The organism is Streptomyces sp. NPDC087428 (assembly GCF_044744085.1).
Classification (GTDB): Bacteria; Actinomycetota; Actinomycetes; order Streptomycetales; family Streptomycetaceae; genus Streptomyces.
Genome location: NZ_JBIUXR010000002.1, coordinates 757218 through 775085, shown reverse-complemented (window position 1 = coordinate 775085; position 17868 = coordinate 757218). Strand labels below are relative to the sequence as shown.

Sequence of the window (17868 nt, the reverse complement as noted above, 5' to 3'; positions counted from 1 at the left end):
CGCCCGTGCCGATGATCGTGGACCCGAACGCGCCGCAGGTGACGCCACCGGAACGGGTGGTGTCACCGGACGGGTGGCTGGCCGCCATCGTGGACGACCTGTGGGCGGGGGTGACGTTGACAGTCGACTACGCCACCCCAGCCGACACCGCCCGGAATCTGGTACTGAACCCGTCTTTCGAGGCGGCGCTCACGACCGAGACGTCTGGGTACGGCACCAACAGCACCCGGACCAGAGTCAGCGCCGAGGCCCGCATAGGCCAGTACAGCGTGCAGCACGCCATCACCGTGGCAGCAGCGCAGGGCGGCACGAACTGGAACATCGAACCGGTGGCTGCCGGGAGCGCGGTGCAATTTTCGGTGTGGGTGAAAATTCCGGCGACGGGCGTGGTGGCGCTGGAACTGTGGTGGCGGTCGCAGACTACGAACCTGTTTGCCCTGCCTGTCCTGGCGAGCGCAGCTCCCGGAGCGTGGGCCCATGTCTCCGGCTCGTACACCGTGGCCGCCGGGCAGACCTGCGACCGGGTCGCGGCGGTCGCCACAGCCGGCACCGGGCCCGTTACGTGGTGGGCTGACGCGGCCATGGCCGAGGTCGGCCCCACCGCTCACCCCTACGTGGACGGTTCGCAGCCCGGATGTGTGTGGGACGGGGCGTCGAACGCCTCGACGTCCCGCCGGGTTACCACCGCCCTCAACCCGGGTGCGATCCGCAAGGTGCGGATCATGCGGACCGACCCGGGCGCCGCCCCGGTACCGGTCCGGTCCGCCGATCCGGCATGGGCGATCGGCGGCGTGGGAACTGCCTATGACCATGAGGCGCCGCTCGGGGTGGCTGTCGTCTACACGGGCACCCCGATCTACGAGGACGGCACGACCGGCCCGCAGACCATGCTCGCCGTCACCGTGCCCGCCCCCGCGCCCGGGCAGCGCAAAGACCTGTGGATCAAGTCGCTGGACGTACCGGGGCTGTCCACCCGCGTCATGGTCACGTCCTGGGGCGAGAAGGCGTCGGCCGGACGGCAGAGCAGCGCCGACGTCCAGGGCGCCGTGTACCGGGCGCTGGCCTACGACGTGCACGGCGCGGAGACCGCCCAGGTCTCCATCGACGTGCCTCCCGAGGCGGTCGAGCGGGTGCGCGAGCTCCTGCGCTCCGGCATCCTCCTGGCCCAGGTCCGGCCCGGCTACCTCACCCCGGACGCGTACTTCGTGCCTGGGGACATTACCGGCCCGACGCCCACCGGCAGGCTGGGCAGCAGCGGGGGCTACGGCTTCACCTTCACCGTCGAGCCGCTGGCCAGACCTGCCACTGCGGACCAGCCGATGCGCCTGCCGAACTGGTCCTGGGACACCCTCGCCGCAACCGTCCCCACGTGGGACGCAGTCGCAGCCTCCTACGCGTCGTGGGCATCACTCTCCACCAACGGAGTCACCTGATGCTCCCGATTCCTGCCGGCGCGCTCGCCGCGCTCACGGGCCCGGCCGCTCGCCCCGTGCGGGCGGAATGGTCCAACGACGGTGGCCGCACCTGGATGCCCGTGCCCAAGGTCGGCGGCGGGGAGGTCCGGCCGGATGCCGGCGCCGAGTGCCGCTACTCCGGCACCGTCGACCTGCTCGGTGTGCCCCTGGGCCGCTCCGGGGTGAACACGGCCGTGACCCGGGTGAGGCTGTGGCAGGGCCTGCAGCCTCCGCGCTCCGAGGTGGTGTGGGTGCCTGCGGGCACCTACGTGGTGGACCGGATCTCACGGACCCGGCTTGGCGCAGACCTGGAGCTCCTCGGCCTCGAGGACGCGATCCGAACCGCGCGCCTGCCCGTCGCCCGGACCATCGGGCCGGACACCGCCCGCGTCCTGGTCGAGCAGCTGGCCGGCGAGGCACTGCCCGGCATTCCGATCTCGTGGCGGCCCGGCATCACGCCGGACACCCGCATCCCGCGCACGACCGTGGACGAAGACCGGTGGGCTGCCCTGGCCGACATTGCGGCCGCGCTCGCCGGATCGGTGTGGGTGGATGCTCGCGGCGTTCTCACCCTGGGTCCGACACCGACCCTGGACGACGAGGCGGTGTGGCGCGTCCCCTATGGCACCGCCCTGGTCGAGCCGGCCGAGGAGCAGACCGCCGAGGGCCTGGTGAATCTGTGGACGGTCGTGGGCGACGGCGGCGACGGCGCCCCCGTCGTCGGCCCGATCTTCGCGTGGGACAGCGACCCGCGCAGCATCACCTACGCCGGGCCCGACCCGGTCGAGGACCCGGGCGCCCCGCAGCGCCTGGGCCTGGCCCACGTCCGCGTCCGGGCCCAGCGCCACACCTCGGCGCTGATCACCGGGGCCGGGCAGGCGTACGACGTCGGGCAGTCCCTGCTCGCCGCCTCGCTCGGCGTGCAGTCCTCGCTGTCCTTCACCGCGGTGGGGCATCCCGGGCTCGAGGCCGGGGACGTCATCGAGGCCGAGGTGCGGCCCGGTGAGTGGCAGCGCCACATCATCGATTCCTGCCCCTACTCGCTCGGCGGCATCACGCAGGCCTGCACCACACGCACGACATCGAGGAGGCTGCAATGAGCGCAGCGGCCCGCGACCTCGCCCGCCAGCTCGGCGCACCGGCCGCCGCAACCGACCTGGGCGGGGCGATCGTCTCCGCCCAGGTCGACGACGTCACCGAGTCCGGCCGCGTCAACCTCATGTTGGACGGGGTCCTGCAGCTGGAAGTGCAGTGCTCCGATTCCTACCGCCGCCGGCAGGCCGGCGACTGGGTGGCGGTGCGTACCGGGCCCCGCCCCGTCGTGCTGTGGCGGCTCGGCGACGACCCGGGCGACGAGACCGAAGCGGAGATCCGGGAGATCGCCGCCGACGTCGCCAGCGACATGATCCCTGTGTCCGCGTTCACATGGGGTACAGCAGCGCCGGGGGGCTCAGAGTGGCAGCAGGTCTCAGCTCTGTGGACCCGTGCGGACAGCAACGGCACCGGGCAGCTGTACGCCCAGATCGCCGCTCCGGGCACCCCGTCACCGACACCACCGGCGACGCGGCCGCCGAAGAACGCCACGATCACCGCCACGGACTCCGGCAGCTGGCGGAGCGGACGGCCCGACGAGTACGCCTCATCCCCCATGCAGGGCGACTGGACCGGATCCGGCGCGCGCAGGGGCGCCTGGTTCTACGGCATGAAGATCCAGACCGCGTGCGCGGGCAAGACCGTCTCCTCGATGACCGTCGCCTTCACCCGCAAGACGGGATCTGGTGTCAACGGGAAACGGCCGCTGCATCTGTACCTGCACGGCTACACCTCCCCGCCCTCCGGACAGCTCAGCCTCGGCGCCGGCCCCGAGGAGCTCCTGCGCCTCTCGGTAGGCGCGAAGGGCACCGCGGTACTCCCCGCTTCCTGGCGGTCCGCGCTGGCCTCCGGAAGCGCCCGGGGCCTGGCCATCTACACCACCGGCCGGGACGACTACATGGGCGTCACCGGCGGCACGATCACCATCAAATTCTCCGCGTAGAAGGGGGTCACCACATGGCCACCGTAGGACTGGCGGCACTCCCGATCCCCGGCGGCGGCGACGCCCCCGCCGGCCCCGGCGCGCTCGCTGCACTCGCCCTCGCCATCGACCCGCACCTGATGCAGCACGTCGCCGACAAAGCCGAGCGCGACAGCCTGTACGGAACCGCACCGCTGCACACCGCCGTGACCGCCGAGGACGGCTCACTCTGGATCAAGACCTCCGCGACGACATCGACGTGGGCTGCTGTCTACGAACCGATCCCGGCATGGCGCCCACTCACCCTGCGCACCGGCATGGTCGAGGGGGACGTCGCACTGGGTGTCCGCCGACGCCAGGGCACACGGGTGTCCCTGAAGGGCCGCGTGGCCAAGAGCGACGGCACGAACCTCAACGACCCGTTCGCGCTGAACCTCGGCGCGGTGCCCTCGGACTGCGTCCCGTCCGGGCTGCGTACCTACGCGGGCAGCTGCTCGCTCGGCGGCGCCACCACAGACGCAGCAGGGCGGATCGAAATCATCGGGCTGAACACGTCGTCCGCCTACGGCGTCGCGGGCGACGTCCTGTGGTGGTACCAGGCCACCGACGGCACCCCGTGGGTGGACATCTCCGGCGACTACTGGATGGACTGAGATGGCGCTCTACACCTACGGCGGAAACGGCGCGGCCGTCCTGGTCGACACCGCCGGCAACGTGGTTCCCGACTACCCGGTCAACGTCCGTGTCGCAGGCACTGGCCAGCCAGTCACCGCCCTGTTCGAGGTCGACGGCATCACGCCGATCGGCGCCCTGCGCAGCAACGCAGCAGGGCAGGACTCCCCGGGCGCGATCCGGACGTTCAAGGTCGACGGCGTCGTTGGGATCGAGTACGAATACAACGACGCTGCTGGTCCGGTGCGCTGGTTCGAGCAGGGCCGGGAAGTCGGCGCGGCCGCGCTGGCCGGCCTCGCCGACAAACTCGACCGCTCCGGCGGCACAATCACCGGGGACCTCGACATCGAGGGCGTCCTCACCGTGAACGGGCAGCCCGGCGGCGCCGCGCTCTGGGGCGCGAAGATCTACAACGTGCGCGACCTCGGCGCGCAGGGCGACGGCATCGCAGACGACGCCCCGGCGGTCCAGGGGGCACTGGACAAGGCGCGAGACCTCGGCGGCGGAACCGTCCTCATCCCTGCCGGGACATACCGCCTCGCCTCGCTCCCGCTGCGCATCTACCGCAACACCACGCTCCGTTCCCTGCCCGGGGCCCGTCTGGTGCGCGCGGCTGCGACAACGATGCTCGTCAACGGCGACGCCGGCCAGGACTTCGGGATCTACACCGGGCACGGCGGGATCACAGTCGAGGGCGGCACGTGGGACATGCAGGGCACCATCGTCACGGCGTCCTCGATGTGCATGTCGTTCGGGCACGCCGACGGGATCACCGTTCGTGGGATCACCGTGCTCGACCTGCCCGGCTACCACGGGGTCGAGTTCAACGCGATCAAGAACGGCCGCGTGCTCGACTCCGTGTTCCGGGGCTACATCAACCCGGGGAACCGCGATTTCAGCGAGGCCATTCAGATCGACCTCGCAAAGAGCCACGACGAGTTCGGCCCGTTCGGACCGTACGACGACACCCCGTGCACGGACATCCTGATCTCCGGCTGCACCGTCGGCCCGTCCGGCACCGCCGGGACGACATCGTGGCCGCGCGGGATCGGCTCCCATTCGGCCTCGCCCGACAAGCAGCACCGCGACATCCGCATCATCGGCTGCAGGTTCGAGGGCTGCCTGCAGTACGCGATCGGCGCCTACGTCTGGTCCGGCATCGTCATCTCCAACGTGCAGATGCGGGACTGCGCGGGCGGGATCCGTATCCGGCCGCTCACCTCGGCCACCGCCTCGCAGCGCACCCCGGCCGGCGGAACCACGCCGACGATCGCCGGGTCCCAGCCGGTCACGGGCTACAGCATCAGCAACGTCACGATGATCGGCGGCGGCACTTTCGACGCCGCCATCCGGGCCGAAGGCGAGGAAACCGGCTACGTCGGGACGCTCGCGATCGACAACATCGTGTGCAAGGACATCGCGGGCACGGCGGTCCGGCTGCTGTACGTCGAGGACTACAGCGTGCAGCAGGTCGTCGCGCTCAACTGCGGGGCCACAGCGATCAGTCAGTTCGGCACCCGGCGCGGACGTGTGCAGGGCTGCACCATCAACGGCGCGGCCGGGGCGGGGATCGGCCTTGACTCCCGTGCCACCCCGTCCGCGACCGCTACGGACGTCACGATCTCGGACTGCATGATCACCGCGACGACAACGAACGGTGTCAGCGTCTGGGACGGCGCGGACGTGACGATCACGGACTGCGACCTGCACGACCTCACCGGGGCTGGGGTGCAGATCAGCGCCAACACCGCCCGCCCGGTCATCCGTGGCGTGCGTACCCGGAACTGCTCAACGGCCAACATCAGCGTGAGCTCGACCGTCACCGGCACCGTGCGCTCGGACAACACCGGGGACGCACCCACCGCGCAGAGTGTCGCGACCGCGGCGAACACCACGGCCGAGACGGTGATCGCGTCCTGGTCGATTCCAGCCGGAGACGCGGCCGACCGCTGCGCGTACCGGTACACCGCGCAGGGCGTCGCCTCGACCACCGGCACGCCGACGCTCACGATTCGGATCCGGCTCGGCGGTGTGGCCGGCGCCATCATCGCGGCATTCACCGCGGTGCCGACTTCGGCCGGGATCGCCGGGCGGGGGTGGCGGGTTGACGGCTCGCTGCTGCCCGTCACCCTCGGGGCGTCCGGAACCTGGGCCGGAGGCGCGACGCTCACGCACCACCTCGCGTCGACCACCGGCGCGGTTCAGCACGAGCTCACCGACGCCCCTGTCACCCGGGACAGCACGTCCAGTCAGGCCCTGGTCGTCACCGCGCAGTGGAGCGCCGCCACCGCCGCCAACTCGGCTCAGTGCCAGGTCGGCCAGCTCGTCCGGGTCGCGTAGCACCTCAACCCCTTCACCCGTCCCCGCGCCGATCCGGCCGGGGCTTCGTCATGTCTGGAGAAGCGCATGGTCTGGTACTCAGGTGCCAAGAAGATGGAGCTCCAGCCGGAGTCCGACGCTCAGCCTGCCATCAAGCCCACGCAGTTCATCCTGCACAGCATCGTCGCGCCGTGGACGCCCGAGCGGACCTACGAGTACTGGCGCGACAGCACGAATCTGGAAAGCCACTTCGGCCTCGGGTACGACGGCAGCCTCGCCCAGTACATCGGGACCGAGACTCGCGCCGATGCGACCGGCGCGGCAAACCGCAGGGCGGACGGTACGGGCGCTGTGTCGCTGGAGTCCGCCTCGAACTTGCAGGCGTCGGATCCGTGGACGGACGCCCAGGTCGAGTCCATCATCCGGCTCGGCGTGTGGCTCCACGAGAAGCACGGGATCCCGCTCCGGATCTGCCGCACCGCCAGCGACCCGGGGTTTGGCTACCACCGCCTGCACACCGCCTGGAATCCGGACGCGCACAGCTGCCCCGGCCCTGCGCGGGTCCGCCAGTTCCACGACGTGATCTTCCCCGGCATCGTCGCCCGCGCGACCGGGGCCACCACCAACCAGGAGGACGACATGCCTACCCCGAAGGATCTCTGGTCGTACAAGAACGTGGCGCAGGGCGAGACGTCGGACGCCTACGCCTACCTGCGGAACACCAAGAAGGTAGTCGACACGATCGAGAACGCGGTCACCGCCACGGCGGCGGAGGTGACCGCGCTGCGGTCCGACGTGGCCGCCCTCACCGCGGCCGTCACCGCGCTCGCGAAGAAGGTGGGCTGACCCATGACCGAACGCCACCCCGGCACCACGCACCTCCTCCGCTACTTCGAGTACGGTCACCTGCCCCCGCACCTCAAGACCGTGAGCAAGCCGTGCGGGGACCTCGCGCAGCAGCTGGCTGACGCGCTACCGGACGGGCCCGAGCTGACGGCCGGCCTGCGGAAGCTGCTGGAGGCGAAGGACTGCTTTGTCCGCGCTGCACTCGACACCATCCCGGAGGCCTGACCGATGAACGCACAGCTGCTGTTGGACCTTGGCGAGCGCGCGGGGTGGACGGGCGCGCAGGCCGCGGTCGCTCTGGTCGCGGTGGAGGTGGCGGACCTCCCGGTGTGGTGGGCGGCGCCGGCCGCGCTCGTCCTTGCCGCGGCGAAGGGCTGGATCGCTGGCCACCTCGGCCGAAGGGGTACGGCGTCCACTCTGTCCGCGACGGCGGACCCGGCGTCCGGCCGGGTGGGGTAGCCGTGACGCCGCAGGACCCGGGGGTGTACATCCCTCCGGGGCAGATGTACCAGGAGCTGAGATCCCTGAGCGATGGCATGGTCCGGGTGGAGACGAAACTCGACGGGATCGGCCAGGGGCTGACCGAGCTTGGCACGGACGTCGCGGATCACGAGACCCGGCTGCGGTCTCTGGAGCGGGGGCGGTGGCCGTTGCCGACGATCGGTGTGCTGGCTGGTGTGGCTGGCACTGCTACCGGGGTCCTCGCCCTCATCCGCTGAACCCGCACGCGCCCCCTGCCCGGCTTCGGCCGGGGCAGGGGGCGCCTTCGCGCGTTCAGCCCTCTGCGGCCTCCCCAACAGCCGTCGCCCGGCCGTACCCTGGCGACACGGCATCGGCAGAAGGGGCACCAATGGACAACCCCGATGAGCTCACGACCGGCGAGCGGATCCGCGTACTGCGTGAGTCCCGCGGCATGTCCCGGCCAGTCCTCGCCGGGCTGTGCGGCCGCGGCCCGGACTGGCTCAAGAAGATCGAATCTGGCGAACGCGAACTGCGCTCCCATACCCTGCTGCTCCAGCTCGCTGCCGCTCTCCAGATCTCAGACCTGTCCGTCATCACTGGCACCGACGCTGGCGGCACCGCGCAGCCCGTCCCCCTCGGCCGCCTTTCCCACCCCGGTATGCCCGCGATCTGGTCCGCAGTAATGACCCGCACCCTTGCCAGCCCGGCGGCCTGGGCAGTAGACCCGACGGTCCTCCAGGGGCGCGCTGACCAGACGTGGCGCCTGTGGCACACCTCCAACCGCAACAGGACCGAGGTTGGCGCGCTGCTGCCCTCACTCATCCGGGATGGCGAGCACGCTGCCCGGTCCCTCGACGGCGAGCAGCGACGCGCGGCGCTCGTCGCCCTCTCCGATATTTACCGCCTCACCGGGCAGGCGACTGCCTACGTGGCACCGGCCGAGCTCGCGTGGGTGGTGGCCGACAGGGCTCTGTCAGCCGCGCAGGATGCGGACCAGCCGGCCGCCATAGCGGCCAGCGCCTGGAACATGGGCAACATCCTTCGTGAGACGTCGTACCCCGAAGAGGCGTTGCGCGTGGTCCAGGAGGCCGCCGACCTGATCCGCCCGCACCTCGACGGGGCGCCGGACGACTGGCGCGGGATCTACGGCGCGCTCCAGCTGCACGCCGCGGTTACGGCGGCGCGCGAGGGATCTGAGGGTGATGCGTGGCGGTACTGGGGGAAGGGCGACCAGGTGGCCAAGTCCCTGCCCGCCGCGTACGTCCACCCGTCGACCGTGTTCGGCCGAGCCAACGTGGACTTCCACGCCGTCAGCGTGTTGACCGACCTGAAAAAGTCGCAGAAGGCACTCGGTACCGCGGACGACCTCGACCCGGACGTGATGCCCTCCGTTGAGCGCCGGGCCCGGCTGTGGGTCGAGGTGGCGCGGGGGCATTTGCACCGCGGCGACCGCACGGCGGCGCTGCACGTCATGCAGAAGGCGCACGAGATCGGCGCGGAGACAGTGGCGTTCACCCCGTCGGCCCGAGTGGTGGCGGCTGATCTCTGGCGCAACAGCCCGCGGTCGATGCGCGCGGAGACGTCGCTGCTCGCGAAAGCAGTCGGCGTAGCTACCGTCGGGTAACAGGGGCGGTGTGGGACAGGGGGACAGACTGTCCCCCTTCTGCCTCACGCATCCCCCTACGGTGACGGTCCGTCAACCGCTACCGCAGGGGGCTCTCGTGTCCGTCATGACCTGGCACGCGTCACCACAGCAGGCCGCCTTACCGATCGGCGACTCCACGACCGGTGAGGTACGGGTACCTGTCGCCCTGTACGACCTCGACGAGTTGCAGGCCGAGGTACCGCTCGTGCTTTCCCGGACCGAAGCCGAGGCGCTGCGCGACCGCCTTATCGCTCTGCTCGCTGGCCCGGTGCTGAGCATGGTCTGGGCGGGGGTGACCGCGTGACGACCACAGCCCCCCGCAAGGTACCGCCTGTCGCGTCGCTGTCCGACCGGCAGCAGCGCGGCGCGGCATGTGTCCACTGCTCGGCAACTCTGAACGCCCGCACAGCTGTCGACCTCGGCCCGCGCCGCATCGACGCTCACGGGTCCGCGGCCATGTGGTTCCCTCGCTCGTGCCGCAACTGCCAGCAGCAGGGCGGCCGGTCGTGATCACTCTCTCGAAGACCGACCAGGCCGACACGGCGTACCGGACATGGCTCGGCCACACCCTGGTGTGCACCACCTGCCTCGCGGGGGCACCTTGCGCCGCCGCCGCCCACCTCGGCCGCGCCTGGCGGGCGGCCCGCCGATGAGCCCCCGCTCGGAGACGCAGTGATCTGCGATCGCTGCGACCGGCCGATGCGCCCGGACGAGGCCGAGCCCATCGACATCCACGCGGCCACCGGCCCCGGGACCACGATCTACATCCACAAGGCGCCGTGCACCAGGTCCCGGGCGCACCCACAGTCATACCCGCACCGCCCTACCCGCTGAGCTCCTGCCCGTACCCGTGGCCGGCGGCGGCCGGGGTGCGGGCAGGCAAGAGCCCCGACCACGCGCGGTCTGGGCTTCTTCATGTGCCCATTGTCGTGCGCGACCTGGTACGAGATACTGGAGTCTGCGCAGGTCACCCCCCTTACGGGGGAGACGGATTGCGTGAGCGGTGCGTGAGCGGAGGTCCCAGATAGGGCCAGAATCTCCGGTGCGGACCGGAGCGTGGCTGAGGAAATGCCAGGTGAATCGGCCCCCCTGGAGTCTCCCGGAGTGAGCCAGAGGAATCCCTCTCGTCTTACAAAGCAGATGTCGGCAGTTCGAAACTGCCCGCGCCCACCAGTGCAAAGGCCCCCAATCGATCTTGGTTGGGGGCCTTTTGTATTTCCATCTGACATTAACGGGTGCAGTCGGGCGCTGGCTCGCTGCTCCTTACGACCGCGAGTCTTGGTGCGATTGCGCGACCATGCTTCAGGCTGGCTGGCTGACGGCCGGCCCGGACCGGACCGGGAGGCGGTAGTCCCACCCGCTGCAGGTGGCCCGGCTACGAAGTTCGCAAGTGCGAGGTGGTCCTCAAGCTGAACGCCTCGCGATTCGAGAACTTGAGCATCCCGCGGACTGGCGCCCCCGCCGGTCTCCTGTTGTCGACCATCAAGGCTGGGACCGTCTTCATGCTTCGTGACGGGAGCCGGACCGCTGGGGCCATCGCTCTCGCGCCAGAGGTGGAAGAGATAGTGGCGCGTTCCACCTTGACGCCATGAACCATGCCCGCTCCGCGATGTGTGGGTCGAAGGCGGACGGGATGGGAGAGAGGGGCGAGTGGTGGGTTGCGGTGCGCAACTGACCTGCTCTCAGTGGCCGCCCGTAGGCTTCCGTCATGCGCAAAGGTGCGATCAGCCGAGACGGTGTCTTCAAGGCTCTGACAGAGTACGACGAGCTGGGGCAAGACGGGTTTCTGTCCAAGTACGGGTACAAGCCGGCAACCGGGTATCTCCTCCTGCATGAGGAGCGAACCTACGACTCGAAAGCCATCGCCGGCGTAGCTCACAAGTTCGATCACGGCCGTGCACTGAAGCCGGACGAGCTGATCGGCGGACGGTCCCATGCCGCCAGGTGGCTAGCCCAACTGGGCTTCACAATCCGTTCGTCTCGGAGCCCCGATTGGACGCGCGACGAGATCATCCTTGCCTGCGACCTGGCCATGGCCAACGGTTGGAAGCGACTGGAGTTCAACGACCTGCGTGTGGTCGAACTGTCTGCATTGCTTCAGACCATGCCGATCCACCCTGAAGAACTACGTAACGAGTTGTTCCGGAACCCCAACGGGGTAGCACGCAAAACGGTTGACATTACGTCCCGACACCCCGACTACACAGGGAAGCCCACTAACGGTAACGCCCTGGATGTCGAAGTCATGAACGACTTCCTCGCCCGACCGGCTGAGATGGCAGAGGTGGCCCGGCGCATCCGGCAAGGACTCGGCGCAGGAGAGTTCCAGGACCTGCCACCCGAGGCCGAGGAGGAAGACGACTACAGTGCCCCGGAAGGCAGGTTGCTGCTCAGCCGGCACCGGAGCCGTGAGCGGAACAAGGCTCTGCGCAAGAAGAAGATCGCTTCCGTTCTTCAGCGCGGCGGACGGCTCGCTTGTGAGTCGTGTGGCTTCGACTTCGAAAAGGTCTACGGGGGCCGTGGTGCCGGGTACATCGAGTGTCATCACGTCCTACCGCTCCACGTAGCGGGGGAGGGGCGGACCAAGCTCAGCGATCTCGCCCTCATCTGCGCCAACTGTCACCGCATGATCCACCGGCGGGCGCCATGGCCGACCCCTGGGGAGCTGCGAGCCTCAATAGAGCAGAAGCATGCAGATGACAGGCGTGCTGCGGCAGCTCTGACACGACCGCGGAGGGCAGCCGACGAGCAGATGCCGAAGCCGTGAGCTGACATCTACTGCCGACATCAACGACGGCGCACAACGGCAGCTCTGGAGGGCCCTGGACGGCAGCCGCGGCGGTGCGCGCCAGGCTGCTTGACCGTCGCCGGTCGAACTTACAAATCGGGTGTTCCTTCGAGTGTGCTCGCTCAGATGCCCGGGCCGGGGGTTCAAGCGGTCAGCCGCTGTCGTTTGGGGAACGTCACGGAGTCCGCAGCCGGTGCGGCCATCGCAGCCCACAGACGGACAGACAGACTGAGCTGTGGTGATGGCCCAGATGTCGTTGTCAGACTTACAGGGCAGATGCCGGCGGTTCGATCCCGCCCCGCGCCCGCAGTAGGAAACAGCAGGTGTGAGCCCACCGACCTCGGCGGCGGACAGCCTTTCGTCGACCGGCGCAAGACCGTGCTCGACGACTCCGACCGCCTCGTGCCGAAGGCGCGCATCATGGTGATGCAGCAACAGGCCCACGGTGCCAGTCTCACCGGCGAACGCACCCTGGTTGCGCACGAGGCCGACTTCAACGTCTGACCCCGGACGAAGCCAGGACAGTTGGGCGCAAGGCTCGGGGGCAGCGGATGAGGAAGCGCATCCGCCCGTCCAAGGCGAACAACAGCCGCTTCTGCAGGGGGCAACCCGTTTTCACGACGAGTTCGGTGCTCACCGCGACGGCCCCGTCGGAGCAGTGGCCTCGGTGCGGAGAGCGAGTGGTGCGCCCGGTGCGCCGCCGCCCGCATGTGGGCGATCGCGCCGTAAGCCGCGATGGGTCGGCCGCCACGGGCCCTCGCTGTCCTCGGGGGCTCTCGCATTCCCGCCCGTAGAAGCGTGAGTTGCCATCAACGTCGCCCGTACTGCGCTGCGTTGGCGGTTCCGGGTGAGGTGGACGGGTGTCGTTCAGCAGCTCTGGGCGGCCATGCGGGAGCGATGGCGACCCGCACCGGGCAGCGGATTTCGGACGGTCGTGCGAAACCTGCTTGCTCAATGGTCAACGATCGTTGACCATTGAGTGCATGTCTGCCGATGATCTTCCCGAGACGATTCATGTCACCACTGACGAGCAGCTACGCGCCGTCTCCAATCTCACGCGTCACCGGATCATGGCCGTGCTCCGCTTCGAGCCGGCGACGATCACGCAGATCGCCGGGCGGGTGGGCCTCGCGAAGGGGAGTTCCAGCTATCACGTGCGGCTGCTTGAGCGGGCCGGCCTGGTGAAGGTGGTGCGGACGCGGAAGGTGCGAGGCGTCACCGAGCGGTACTACGCGATGGCCGCGCGGGCGATCGTGCTGCCGGATCCGGGGGCGGGCGGGCCGGATGTGCTGATGCGGCATGCGGTGGCGGACCTGGAGGCGGCGCCGGTGGATGGCGAGCGGTACGTGAGGATGGCGCATCTGCGGCTCACCGAGGAGCAGTTCACGGAGCTGGGGGAGCGGATGGAGGCACTGGCGGACGAGTACCGGGACGTGTCCGATCCGTCGCTGCCGGACGTGTCGCTCGCCTTCGCGCTGTTCCGGCCGGCGCCGGGCGAGCGCGTCGAGGGGGACGCCAAGTGACGGCAGATATAAGGAAGTTGCCGACCGGGTTCGGGCGGCTGTGGACCGCGCAGACGGTGTCCTCGCTCGGCGACGGGGTGACGCACGCCGCGCTGCCGCTGCTGGCGTTGACGTTGACCCGGGATCCGATGGCGCTCGCCGTCGTCACGGCCGCCGGGACGCTGCCGTGGCTGCTCTTCGGGGTGCTCGGGGGTGCGCTGGTGGACCGTTGGGACCGCCGGCGCACGATGTGGGTCGCGGACGCGGCACGTGCGGCGCTGCTCGCGATACCGGCGGCGGCCGCCGCGCTCGATGTGCTGAGCATTCCGCTGCTCGCGGCCGTCGCCTTCCTGCTCGGCCTCGGCGGACTCTTCTTCGACACGGCCGCCACGGCCTATCTGCCGCATCTGCTCGGCCGCGACCCCGCACTCCTGGCGCGCGCCAACTCCCGTCTGCGCGGCGCCCAGACCGCCGCGTCCGGCTTCGCGGGGCCGCCTGCGGGCAGTGCGCTGCTCGCGCTCGGGCGGGCGGTTCCGCTGCTCGCGGACGCGGTGTCGTTCGCGCTCTCCGCCGTGCTCGTACGGTCGCTGCCCGCCGCGCCCCGGCCCGGACCGGAGGCGCGCGAGTCGCTGCTTGGACAGGCGCGGGACGGGGCCTCGTACGTCTTCCGGGACCGGTTGCTGCTCGGGCTCGCGCTCCGTCCGGCGGTCGGGAACGTGGCCTTCCTCGCCGTGGAGACCGTACTCGCCCTCTTCGCGCACGACCGTCTCGGCATCGACACCTTCGGCTTCGGCCTGCTCCTCACGGCGGAGGCCACCGGCGGCCTGCTCGGCGCGGGCATCGCCTCCTTCCTCGGCCGACGGCTCGGCACCGGCACGGCGCTGACCTGTACGGCCGCGGTCGAGGGGCTTGCCGTCCTGGGGCTTGCCGCCGCCCCGAATCCGTACGTGGCCGGGCTCGCGCTCGCCGTCTGCGGTGCGGGCATGGGCGCGACGATGGTGCTCGGGCCCTCCCTCCGGCAGGCGATCGTCCCGGCCCACCTGATGGGCCGGGTCGCCTCCACCTCCCGCATGCTCGCCATGTGCGCCGCCCCGTTCGGCGCCTTCCTCGGCGGCTGGCTGGCCACCACGTACGACATACGCACCCCGCTCTACGCCGCCGCCGGCCTCCTCCTCACCATGACCGCCGTCACGGCGAGCATGACCGGCAACCGTCGGGTCGAGGCGGCGCTGCGTGGCGCGGCCGCTGTCGGCGGGCCGGGCCACCCGGAGTCCGCGGAGCCCGTTCGGGAAGGTGCACCCGAACAGTTGTGACGCTTCCCCGAACAGCCGTGACGCTTCCCCGAACAGCCGTGACGCTTCCCCGAACAGTTGTGACGCTTCGGCGAGCGCACCCCTCCGGGCAGCGTCAGGCAGCCGACTCATCCCTTCCGCGGCGCATTCGTCGTGGTCATGTGCACCGTGTGACCGGACGGAGGCCGCCTCGGCGTCCTGCGCATACCCGGCATGGCCCCGGGTTCGAGACCCTGTTCGGGGGCGGGCGGCGAGCCGCCTCAGTCGGGCAGCGCCACGGTGAGATCCACCTCGACGAGTTGTCCGGTAAAGCCCAATTGAGCAACGCCCAGGAGTGTGCTGGCGGTTGTGAACGCCTGGCCGATGGACGACTCGGTGAGCTGCTGCCACACGGCTCCCAGATCGTCCCTGTCGTCGCTCCGCACGTAGATCACTGACCGGACCACGTGCCGCGGCTGAGCGCTCACGGCCGCGAGTGCGGCGAACGCGTTCGCCGCGACCTGGTCGACCTGTTTCTCAAGAGAGCCGGAACCGACGAGGTCGCCGTTTCCATCAAGCGGACACTGTCCTGCGAGGTAGGCGGTGCGGCCGGACTCCACCACGGTGACGTGGTGGTAGCCAGGCGTTGGGTGCAACTGCTCGGGGTTGATGCGGGTGATCTTCTCAGTCATGCCTGCGAGTCTGGCCAACGTGCTGCCGGCACGCACTCCAATTCTGCCGCAGCCACACGGGGCCCGAGCGATCGAATGTCGTACTCGACACATGCTGGGTGTGGTGCTTCGCTCGTGACATGGCATCAATTCGTCTTACCCGCACCACACTTGAGGTGATCAAGGTGCTGCTGGCGTCCACTGCCGATGATCCGGCGTGGGGGCTGAAGATCTGTGAGGAGGCCGTCCTCGGGTCCGGGACCGTGTATCCCATCCTTGAGCGTCTGGTCGGCGCGGGATGGGCCACCCGGTATGAGGGGACGGCTGAGCACCCGGGGCGGCCGAAGCGGTACTACTACGAACTCACCGCCACCGGTCAGCGTGCGGCCCAGCAGGCCAGGGAGCGGCAGCCTCGACTCTTCGGGCTGCGCACAGCAGCCGAAGGGGGCGCGTCGTGAGTACCGACGAGCGCCCGGCCGAGGTCGTCGGCGCCGGCGTGGTGACTGTTGTCGCCGTGCTGGCACCGGTGTTGTCCGGCGCGCTGGCCATCGCCTTGCTGCTCGTCGGCTACATCCTGAAGACGCTCGACCCAGAGCCTGCGATCGCCCGGACCGTGCTCGCCGGGGGCTGGGTGTTCGGCGGGGTATCGGCGGTAGCGCTCCTGGTCGCCGCGGTCGGTCTCCTGTTCGCCGCTCTGCGCGAGGGCCCGCAGGCGGTGGAGGGGGAGCCTGAGACCGCCCCTGCTGCCACGGATGCCCCGGACAGCAGGGCCGGCCTTCGGACTGTGGGCTTCGCTTCCTATGTCGCCGGAGACCGTAGGGCACACCTCCGGGAGGAGTGGGCCGCAATCCTTGGCGGCGACCCCGGGAACGGCGTCGTCCTCTCTTCACGCCGCAGGATGCGCTATGCCCTCGGCTTCCTCTGGGCGGCGCTCCGGATGCGGATCAGTGATCTCGCTGCTCCACTGTGGACGCCGGTGGACTGGCTGCTGTCGGTGGAGTCGCGTACGCACGGGTTCATCGCGCTGGCCGTGGGTGCGCAGATCTTGTACATCCAGCACGAGGACGGTGTGCACGCACTCGTCACCGAGGGCTGGGGGTGGTGTGCCGGGTGCGGGATCGCGCTCCGGCTGTTCGTCGGCTGGCTCCGCAGAATTCGCGGCGTCGAGCTCGCGTCGACGCACAGCGAGTCCAGAGACCAGTAGCAACCTCGACGACGTGGGGAAAGCCACCGGACGACCGGCCGTCCTCTGCGAGCAGGACAGTGGCCGAGGCTAGAAGACAGGACAGTGGCCGAGGCTAGAAGAAGCGGGGTGCCCGGTGATTTCTCCTGGAGCCAGGTACCCCCGGATCACTCGGTCTTGTCGGGTCCCAACACGGTGATCCGGAAGGGCGTAGCGGCGTTCTCGCCGTGTTGCCTCACCTGGTACGGCCCAGCGAGTGCTCACGGCGGTTTCAGCTCTCCAGCATGAAGCCCAACGGCCCACGGAGGTCGGCCGGTCCGCGGTAGTGCACGCCGGTCATCCCGAGCCCGACCGCAGCCTCGACGTTCTCAAGCCGGTCATCCACGAATAGGCACCGGCTCATGTCGACACCCGCTTGCCCGGCCGCGATCTCGTAGATCTTCCGGTCCGGCTTGGCCACCCCCACCCGTGCGCTGCTGACGACGTGGTCGGCGAAATCCGACAGACCCAGCGAGGCCAGGTCGTCCTCCAGCTCCACGGTCGCATTGGTCACCAGAACCAGAGGCACGTGTGCCCGCACCTGACGGAGCATGGCCACCACCACTTCGTCGGCCCAGAACGGCGCCTTGGCCAGTGCGGCACCCAGCTCGTGCGCTTGGGCCTCCGGCACCTGACCTGTGAGGCCGATCACTATGGACTCCACCCACTGCTGCTTGGTGATCGTCCCGAGGAGCAGCGGCAGGTCTGTCTCCGGCGCAAACGCCACCCTCTCGGTTGTGCCCTCTGCCAGCCCCGCACCACGCTCCAGGATTGACAGTTGCGTCGTGTCGTAGAAGCGGATCACGTTGTCGAGGTCGCACAGCACCGCGTCGAAGGGCCTACTGGCGATCTTGGTAGTCGTCACTGCCCTTGGATAGCACAGCGTTCACCGCGGCCTCACGTGACCTCGTCCCCGGCCTGCGAGCTAGCGACGCACCACGCGAGGGAGATTGAGGGTGTATGAGCCGAGACGGCCGAAGACAAAGAACGGCCCCGGCCCAG

At 69.8% G+C, this 17868-nt stretch carries 20 protein-coding genes; 18 read left to right on the top strand and 2 right to left on the bottom strand.

Annotated features, from left to right (window positions below; translation table 11 throughout):
* Window positions 1-5 precede the first annotated feature (5 nt).
* The 16 genes from ACIO3R_RS07195 (at window position 6) to ACIO3R_RS07120 (ending at window position 15015) form a co-directional block, all read left to right on the top strand.
* Window positions 6-1433: a hypothetical protein gene (locus ACIO3R_RS07195; RefSeq protein ID WP_402104118.1), complete on the top strand. Its 1428-nt coding sequence runs from the start codon at window positions 6-8 to the stop codon at window positions 1431-1433.
* On the top strand, window positions 1433-2554 hold the full coding sequence (locus ACIO3R_RS07190) for a phage tail protein (protein WP_402104115.1): 1122 nt from the start codon (window positions 1433-1435) through the stop codon (window positions 2552-2554). Before ACIO3R_RS07195 ends, ACIO3R_RS07190 begins: the two co-directional genes overlap by 1 nt.
* A complete protein-coding gene (locus ACIO3R_RS07185; RefSeq protein ID WP_402104112.1) occupies window positions 2551-3489 on the top strand; it encodes a hypothetical protein in 939 nt (312 codons plus the stop codon). The genes ACIO3R_RS07190 and ACIO3R_RS07185 overlap by 4 nt, the downstream gene beginning before the upstream one ends.
* A 14-nt stretch (window positions 3490-3503) precedes the next feature.
* Entirely contained in the window at window positions 3504-4121 is a 618-nt protein-coding gene (locus tag ACIO3R_RS07180) for a hypothetical protein (protein ID WP_402104109.1), read from the top strand.
* Between the two features lies 1 nt (window position 4122).
* Entirely contained in the window at window positions 4123-6480 is a 2358-nt protein-coding gene (locus ACIO3R_RS07175) for a right-handed parallel beta-helix repeat-containing protein (RefSeq protein ID WP_402104106.1), read from the top strand.
* A gap of 66 nt (window positions 6481-6546) precedes the next feature.
* The gene (locus ACIO3R_RS07170; RefSeq protein ID WP_402104103.1) at window positions 6547-7305 is read left to right on the top strand and encodes an N-acetylmuramoyl-L-alanine amidase; all 759 of its coding nucleotides are present in this window, start codon (window positions 6547-6549) and stop codon (window positions 7303-7305) included.
* Window positions 7306-7308: 3 nt separating this feature from the next.
* Window positions 7309-7530 (top strand): hypothetical protein, encoded by a 222-nt coding sequence (locus tag ACIO3R_RS07165; RefSeq protein ID WP_402104101.1) that lies wholly within the window; start codon window positions 7309-7311, stop codon window positions 7528-7530.
* 3 nt (window positions 7531-7533) lie between these two features.
* Entirely contained in the window at window positions 7534-7764 is a 231-nt protein-coding gene (locus ACIO3R_RS07160; RefSeq protein WP_402104098.1) for a hypothetical protein, read from the top strand.
* A gap of 23 nt (window positions 7765-7787) precedes the next feature.
* On the top strand, window positions 7788-8024 hold the full coding sequence (locus ACIO3R_RS07155) for a hypothetical protein (protein WP_402104095.1): 237 nt from the start codon (window positions 7788-7790) through the stop codon (window positions 8022-8024).
* Window positions 8025-8155: 131 nt separating this feature from the next.
* Window positions 8156-9391: a multiprotein-bridging factor 1 family protein gene (locus ACIO3R_RS07150; protein ID WP_402104094.1), complete on the top strand. Its 1236-nt coding sequence runs from the start codon at window positions 8156-8158 to the stop codon at window positions 9389-9391.
* A 97-nt stretch (window positions 9392-9488) separates the two neighbouring features.
* Window positions 9489-9716 carry a hypothetical protein gene (locus ACIO3R_RS07145; RefSeq protein WP_402104091.1) on the top strand — a complete coding sequence of 76 codons (228 nt, stop codon included), beginning with the start codon at window positions 9489-9491 and terminating at the stop codon, window positions 9714-9716.
* Between the two features lie 202 nt (window positions 9717-9918).
* Window positions 9919-10065: a hypothetical protein gene (locus ACIO3R_RS07140; RefSeq protein ID WP_402104088.1), complete on the top strand. Its 147-nt coding sequence runs from the start codon at window positions 9919-9921 to the stop codon at window positions 10063-10065.
* 1055 nt (window positions 10066-11120) lie between these two features.
* Complete coding sequence (locus tag ACIO3R_RS07135) at window positions 11121-12179, top strand: HNH endonuclease (RefSeq protein ID WP_385028169.1); 1059 nt, start codon at window positions 11121-11123, stop codon at window positions 12177-12179.
* 297 nt (window positions 12180-12476) lie between these two features.
* Window positions 12477-12704: a hypothetical protein gene (locus tag ACIO3R_RS07130; RefSeq protein WP_385028172.1), complete on the top strand. Its 228-nt coding sequence runs from the start codon at window positions 12477-12479 to the stop codon at window positions 12702-12704.
* 479 nt (window positions 12705-13183) lie between these two features.
* A complete protein-coding gene (locus tag ACIO3R_RS07125) occupies window positions 13184-13723 on the top strand; it encodes an ArsR/SmtB family transcription factor (protein WP_402104084.1) in 540 nt (179 codons plus the stop codon).
* On the top strand, window positions 13720-15015 hold the full coding sequence (locus tag ACIO3R_RS07120; protein WP_402104080.1) for an MFS transporter: 1296 nt from the start codon (window positions 13720-13722) through the stop codon (window positions 15013-15015). Before ACIO3R_RS07125 ends, ACIO3R_RS07120 begins: the two co-directional genes overlap by 4 nt.
* A gap of 239 nt (window positions 15016-15254) precedes the next feature.
* On the opposite strand, the gene ACIO3R_RS07115 is transcribed toward ACIO3R_RS07120, so the two are convergent.
* On the bottom strand, window positions 15255-15665 hold the full coding sequence (locus tag ACIO3R_RS07115; protein ID WP_385028181.1) for a RidA family protein: 411 nt from the start codon (window positions 15663-15665) through the stop codon (window positions 15255-15257).
* Between the two features lie 119 nt (window positions 15666-15784).
* Between ACIO3R_RS07115 and ACIO3R_RS07110 the strand changes: the two genes are divergently transcribed.
* The gene (locus ACIO3R_RS07110) at window positions 15785-16102 is read left to right on the top strand and encodes a PadR family transcriptional regulator (RefSeq protein WP_402104076.1); all 318 of its coding nucleotides are present in this window, start codon (window positions 15785-15787) and stop codon (window positions 16100-16102) included.
* Window positions 16099-16848: a hypothetical protein gene (locus tag ACIO3R_RS07105; protein WP_402104073.1), complete on the top strand. Its 750-nt coding sequence runs from the start codon at window positions 16099-16101 to the stop codon at window positions 16846-16848. Before ACIO3R_RS07110 ends, ACIO3R_RS07105 begins: the two co-directional genes overlap by 4 nt.
* A gap of 250 nt (window positions 16849-17098) precedes the next feature.
* Here ACIO3R_RS07105 and ACIO3R_RS07100 read toward each other — a convergent pair whose 3' ends face one another.
* Entirely contained in the window at window positions 17099-17731 is a 633-nt protein-coding gene (locus tag ACIO3R_RS07100) for an HAD family hydrolase (RefSeq protein ID WP_402104070.1), read from the bottom strand.
* Between the last annotated feature and the right edge of the window lie 137 nt (window positions 17732-17868).

Coding starts and splice junctions, on each gene's coding strand:
- ACIO3R_RS07190 (WP_402104115.1), top strand. CDS start 1,433: ATGCTCCCGATTCCTGCCGGCGCGCTCGCCGCGCTCACGGGCCCGGCC.
- ACIO3R_RS07185 (WP_402104112.1), top strand. CDS start 2,551: ATGAGCGCAGCGGCCCGCGACCTCGCCCGCCAGCTCGGCGCACCGGCC.
- ACIO3R_RS07180 (WP_402104109.1), top strand. CDS start 3,504: ATGGCCACCGTAGGACTGGCGGCACTCCCGATCCCCGGCGGCGGCGAC.
- ACIO3R_RS07175 (WP_402104106.1), top strand. CDS start 4,123: ATGGCGCTCTACACCTACGGCGGAAACGGCGCGGCCGTCCTGGTCGAC.
- ACIO3R_RS07170 (WP_402104103.1), top strand. CDS start 6,547: ATGGTCTGGTACTCAGGTGCCAAGAAGATGGAGCTCCAGCCGGAGTCC.
- ACIO3R_RS07165 (WP_402104101.1), top strand. CDS start 7,309: ATGACCGAACGCCACCCCGGCACCACGCACCTCCTCCGCTACTTCGAG.
- ACIO3R_RS07160 (WP_402104098.1), top strand. CDS start 7,534: ATGAACGCACAGCTGCTGTTGGACCTTGGCGAGCGCGCGGGGTGGACG.
- ACIO3R_RS07150 (WP_402104094.1), top strand. CDS start 8,156: ATGGACAACCCCGATGAGCTCACGACCGGCGAGCGGATCCGCGTACTG.
- ACIO3R_RS07135 (WP_385028169.1), top strand. CDS start 11,121: ATGCGCAAAGGTGCGATCAGCCGAGACGGTGTCTTCAAGGCTCTGACA.
- ACIO3R_RS07130 (WP_385028172.1), top strand. CDS start 12,477: ATGCCGGCGGTTCGATCCCGCCCCGCGCCCGCAGTAGGAAACAGCAGG.
- ACIO3R_RS07125 (WP_402104084.1), top strand. CDS start 13,184: ATGTCTGCCGATGATCTTCCCGAGACGATTCATGTCACCACTGACGAG.
- ACIO3R_RS07115 (WP_385028181.1), bottom strand. CDS start 15,665: ATGACTGAGAAGATCACCCGCATCAACCCCGAGCAGTTGCACCCAACG.
- ACIO3R_RS07110 (WP_402104076.1), top strand. CDS start 15,785: ATGGCATCAATTCGTCTTACCCGCACCACACTTGAGGTGATCAAGGTG.